Annotated in this window: 7 protein-coding genes; all 7 read left to right on the top strand. The window is 31.3% G+C overall.

Annotated features, from left to right (window positions below; genetic code table 11):
* Positions 1 to 31 precede the first annotated feature (31 nt).
* Positions 32 to 478, top strand: coding sequence for a DUF4395 family protein (locus ABZC96_RS07940; protein ID WP_373030298.1), 447 nt, complete (start codon positions 32 to 34; stop codon positions 476 to 478).
* Between the two features lie 23 nt (positions 479 to 501).
* The gene (locus tag ABZC96_RS07935; RefSeq protein WP_373030297.1) at positions 502 to 732 is read left to right on the top strand and encodes a DUF2061 domain-containing protein; all 231 of its coding nucleotides are present in this window, start codon (positions 502 to 504) and stop codon (positions 730 to 732) included.
* 8 nt (positions 733 to 740) lie between these two features.
* Positions 741 to 1,448, top strand: coding sequence for a phosphoadenylyl-sulfate reductase (locus ABZC96_RS07930; protein WP_373030295.1), 708 nt, complete (start codon positions 741 to 743; stop codon positions 1,446 to 1,448).
* A gap of 13 nt (positions 1,449 to 1,461) precedes the next feature.
* Positions 1,462 to 2,373, top strand: coding sequence for a sulfate adenylyltransferase subunit CysD (gene cysD, locus ABZC96_RS07925; protein WP_373030293.1), 912 nt, complete (start codon positions 1,462 to 1,464; stop codon positions 2,371 to 2,373).
* 1 nt (position 2,374) lies between these two features.
* On the top strand, positions 2,375 to 3,784 hold the full coding sequence (cysN, locus tag ABZC96_RS07920; RefSeq protein WP_373030291.1) for a sulfate adenylyltransferase subunit CysN: 1,410 nt from the start codon (positions 2,375 to 2,377) through the stop codon (positions 3,782 to 3,784).
* A gap of 8 nt (positions 3,785 to 3,792) precedes the next feature.
* Positions 3,793 to 5,388: a nitrite/sulfite reductase gene (locus ABZC96_RS07915; protein WP_373030290.1), complete on the top strand. Its 1,596-nt coding sequence runs from the start codon at positions 3,793 to 3,795 to the stop codon at positions 5,386 to 5,388.
* 2 nt (positions 5,389 to 5,390) lie between these two features.
* A partial coding sequence (locus ABZC96_RS07910; RefSeq protein ID WP_373029262.1) for an NAD(P)-dependent oxidoreductase occupies positions 5,391 to 5,588 on the top strand: 198 nt, incomplete at its 3' end.

The following is a 5,588-nucleotide window of genomic DNA, read 5'->3' as shown; positions in this document are numbered from 1 at the left end:
TATATTGTTAAAAATTTATTGAGGAGTCGAAATGAATAATATAATAAAGAGTAAATATACACTTATTGATGAAAATCAGATACGTATCGTAGCTGCATTAGTAGCATTAACTATAGTAGCTTATGTATTTTTAGGCTATAAAAGTTTATTGTTATTATTGATCTATCATTTTTTTGTTCATATATATTTGGCACCTTTATTCAGCCCGCTAGAAATCATAGCAAATGGTATTTCCTTATTATTTAACCATAACAAGGATAATAATGATACATCAGAAAAAGAGTTTTCCTCACATCTTGCACTTTTTATCATTAGTGGTTTCATAGTCTTGGAATTATTTGAATTCACTAAATTGGCATCTACTTTAATTTTACTCTTAGTAATTTGGAAAATAGTGGAAGCAAGTATGAAGATATGTTTTGGTTGCAAACTGTATCAGTACATAAAGAAAAATGGCATTGAAATAGTTTCATTGTAAATTTTGAGAATAAAGAATAAAAAATGAAAGAAAAAGCATATAGATCGATAATAAAAACCATTTCTTGGAGAACAATAGGAACACTTGACACTGTAGTCATATCATATTTGATAACTGGTAATTTTAAAATGGCTGCATCAATTGGTTCGATTGAACTTTTTAGCAAAATGATTTTATATTATTTTCATGAGAGAGGTTGGAATAAAATTAGTTTAGGAAGGCATAAGCCGAGTAAAAATGATTATGTTATATAGGAAAAATAATGGAAACAACAATAATAATAGATAGTTTAAATAGAAACTTTAAGGGCAAGTCACCCTCTGAGAAGTTGAGATATTTTTTGGATGTATACCAAGGTAAAATCGGACTTTCATCAAGTTTTGGTGCTGAAGATCAAGTTTTAACAGATATGGTCCTGAAAATAGATAATACTACACGTATTTTTACACTGGATACAGGACGATTACATCCTGAAACCTATGATGTGATGGATGCAACGAATTTAAAGTACAACAAAAAAATTGAGGTCTATTTTCCAGATACATTAAGTATTCAAGAGCTCTATAAAACACAAGGCATAAATGGCCATTATGAAAGTATTGAAAAAAGAAAGAATTGTTGTTCAGTTAGAAAAATTGAACCTTTACAACGAGCACTTAAAGGATTGGATGTATGGATAACAGGATTAAGATCAAATCAAAGTGTGACAAGAGCAGAGATGCCTTTTGTTGAGTATGACAATAATTTTAAAGTTATTAAAGTGAATCCACTTATAGATTGGACAGAAAATGATGTTTGGAATTATATAAAAGAAAATAATGTGCCATACAATAAATTACATGATCAAGGCTTTCCTAGTATAGGTTGTGCACCTTGTACAAGAGCTGTGAAAGATGGAGAAGATGTCAGAAGTGGTAGATGGTGGTGGGAACACCCAGAACACAAAGAATGTGGTTTACACAAAAAATAATAAAGGAAAAAAGATGATAAGTACAGAAAGATTAACACATTTAAAACAACTTGAAGCTGAGTCTATACACATCATGAGAGAAGTTATAGCAGAATTTGATAATCCTGTGATGATGTATTCTGTCGGTAAAGATTCTGCTGTAATGTTACATCTTGCTCTAAAAGCTTTTGCACCTGCAAAACTGCCTTTTCCGCTTTTACATGTGGACACTAAATGGAAATTTAAAGAGATGATTGAGTTTAGAGACAAGAGAGCTAAAGAAGAAGGATTTGAATTATTGGTTCATTCTAATCCTGAAGGAATTGAGAAGAATATCGGACCATTTACTCATGGGTCTGCTGTTCATACAGATGTTATGAAAACACAAGGGTTAAAGCAAGCACTAAACAAATATAAGTTCGATGCTGTATTTGGTGGGGCACGTAGAGATGAAGAAAAATCTCGAGCAAAAGAAAGGATTTATTCTTTCAGAGATAAAAATCATCGATGGGATCCAAAAAATCAAAGACCAGAACTATGGAATCTTTATAACGCTAGAGTTAATAAAGATGAATCTATTAGAGTTTTTCCTATTTCGAACTGGACAGAATTGGATATCTGGCAATATATTTATCTTGAAGGTATACCAATTGTTCCATTATATTTTGCAGCGAAAAGGCCGGTTGTTGAAAAAGATGGTGTGAAAATAATGGTTGATGATGACAGAATGCCAATCGAAGAAACAGATGTAATAAAAGAAGAGATGGTTAGATTTAGAACACTAGGATGTTATCCATTAACGGGTGCTGTAGATTCAACTGCCACTACATTACCTGAGATTATTCAAGAGATGTTATTAACAAAAACAAGTGAACGACAGGGTAGGGTGATTGATAATGATTCTGCCGGTTCAATGGAAAAGAAAAAAATAGAGGGGTATTTTTAAGATGTCAATTCAAGAAACAAAAATAGCTAATAATATAGAAGCGTATTTAAAAGAACACGAAAATAAACAATTATTAAGATTCATTACATGTGGTTCTGTTGATGATGGAAAATCTACTTTAATAGGAAGATTATTACATGATTCTAAAATGATTTTTGAAGATCAGTTATCAGCTATTAAAAATGATAGTAAAAAAGTTGGTTCAACTGACGGTGAGTTTGATTTAGCATTATTAGTTGATGGTTTACAAAGTGAAAGAGAACAAGGTATTACAATTGATGTTGCTTATAGATATTTTACAACTGATAAAAGAAAGTTCATTATTGCAGATACTCCAGGTCATGAACAATATACACGAAACATGGCAACTGGAGCATCAACTGCAGATTTGGCAATTATTTTAATTGATGCAAGATATGGTGTACAAACTCAAACTAAACGACACTCATTTATTGCAAAACTATTAGGTATTAAACATATCATAGTTGCAGTGAATAAAATGGATTTAGTTGATTTTAGTGAAGACACATATAATAAAATTTGTGAAAACTATTTAGAATTTGCAAAAGAATTAGGATTAACAGAAGATATTACTTTAATACCATTATCTGCGTTAAATGGAGATAATGTTGTAAATGTCAGTCCTGAATCACCTTGGTATAAAGGTAAAACTTTAATGCATATCTTAGAAACGATTGAAATTGATCAAGATAGAGATTTAACTCATTTTAGATTGCCGGTTCAATATGTAAATAGACCAAACTTAGACTTTAGAGGTTTTTGTGGAACTGTTGCATCAGGAATCATTGAAGTTGGTGATGCAATTACTGTTTTACCATCAGGTAAAAGCTCGACAGTAAAAGAGATTGTAACTTATAATGGAAATTTAGAGTATGCATATGCACAACAAGCAATAACGCTTACAACAAATGATGAGATTGATATTTCAAGAGGTGATGTAATTGTGAAAAGTGATGAACAGCCAGACAATGCAGCAAATTTAGATGTTGATATTGTATGGATGAGTGAAGAACCATTAATTAAAGGAAAACAATACTTTATTAAAAGAGCATCAACCCAAACAGTAGGTTCAATTGATAGTTTTTATTATAAAACAGATGTAAATACATTAGAACAATCAAGTGCTAGTGTAATAAATCTAAATGAAATAGCAAGAGCTAAATTAGATTTAGAACAAAGCATTGCTTTTGATCCATATGACCATAATAAAGCAATGGGTTCATTTATTATCATCGACAGAATTACAAATAATACTGTAGGTGCGGGAATGATAAGAAATAGATCTGAAAACCAAGATAAAAAAGAATTAAAGCATTCTGATTTTCTAATTGAATTAAATGCCTTAGTTGAAAAATACTTTCCTCATGGGAACAGTAATATGATAGCGTAGGATAAAAAATGACAAGAGAAACATCAGCACAAAGAGTAGAGAGAATAAAAAGTGAAAAAGACGGCCTCTCTGTATTGGCAGATATTAAAGAGTATGCTATTTCAAACAAAGAAATTGACCCTGAAGATATAGATAGATTTAAATGGTATGGTCTTTATACTCAAAATAAGAATTTACAAGATGCTCATGATGATACATTGTATTTTATGTTAAGAATTAAATTAGAACAAGGTGCCGTAAATGTAGAGCAACTAAGATGTTTATCGAAAATATCAAAAGAGTTCGCAAGATCTACAGCTGATTTTACAACAAGACAAGATATACAATTTCATTTTATAAAAGTAATTGATCTTCCTGAGATATTTGAACGTATTCAGAATGTTGGATTGAGCTCAGTTTTTGCTGCTGGAGATGTTCCAAGAAATGTCGTAACATGCCCTGTTACCGGTATAGACCAAGATGATCTATATGATACAACTTATTTAGCGCATGACATCAATAATTATCTAAGGGGTAATCCGGAACTTGTTAATTTACCAAGAAAATATAAAATAGGTATATCTGGATGTAGTAAACACTGTATGGGGCATGAGATACAAGACTTATCCTTTACAGCCGTTGAGATTGATGGTGAAATATTGTTTGCAGTTAGTGTTGGTGGTGGATTGGGTTCCAATAAAAAAATAGCACTTAATTTAGGATATGTAGCAGCTACACAAGTACTTGACACGGTAAAAGTCATAACCCTTATTTACAGAGATCATGGACTAAGAAAAAGTAGAAAGAAGGCACGGTTAGGCCATTTGATTGATGAATGGGGATTAGATAAATTTAAAGCATTTGCAGAAGAGAAGCTAGGGTTTGAATTTATAAAAAAAACAAGTTTTAAAGCTACTCCTTATGCACAAAGAGAGCATTTTGGTATTCATAAATCATCTATAGTAGGTTACTCATACATAGGATGTGCGATCAATGGTGGGTATATTGGTTCAAAAGGATTAGCAAATTTAGCAGATACTTTAGAAAAATATCAAGCGACGACCATTAAAGCAACAAACACACAAAACTTTATTGTTTTGGATGTTCCAGATAAAAATACAGAAAAATTATCCCATGCATTATTGGATATAAATATTGATGCAAGACCTAGTCCTTTTAAGGCCAGAACTATTTCATGTACGGGGATAAAATTTTGTAAATTTGCTGTTGTTGAAACAAAAGATCATGCAATGCTTCTTGCATCATATTTGGAAGAACGATTTCCTGATTTTGATGAAAATGTATCGATCTCGCTTAATGGCTGTCCAAATTCCTGTGCTCACCCACATGTTGTTGATATAGGACTATTGGGTACAAAAGTTAAAGATGAAGAAGGAAATACAGCAGCTGGATTCGAAATCATATTGGGCGGTAACCTGGAAGGTGATGATTCAAATTTTGGTCTAAAAACAGGTATAAAAATATTGCCAAAATATCTTAATAGAACAGTAGAGAATATTATTGAACAATATATCAATAGCAGAGAAAATGGATTAAATAGGTTTTTAAAAGAGAATATACAAAATGAAAATTTTTTAGAGTCATTACGAGAGGTTTGGATATAGTCATGAAACAAAGAAAAACTTTACCTATATTACTGAAAGAACAACATATTCTTTTGATCGGTGGTGGAAATATCGCATTACAAAAAGCAGAAGTATTGGCAGAGAACAATATCTCTTTTTCTGTCATATCTAAAGAAGTACATCCTAAGATAAAAGAACTTTGTTCGAATATACAAATAAAATCTTTCAAAACAAAAGAC

Origin of the sequence: Sulfurovum sp., assembly GCF_041551015.1 — a bacterium.
Lineage (GTDB): Bacteria > Campylobacterota > Campylobacteria > Campylobacterales > Sulfurovaceae > Sulfurovum.
This window is presented reverse-complemented; position numbering and strand designations above follow the sequence as displayed.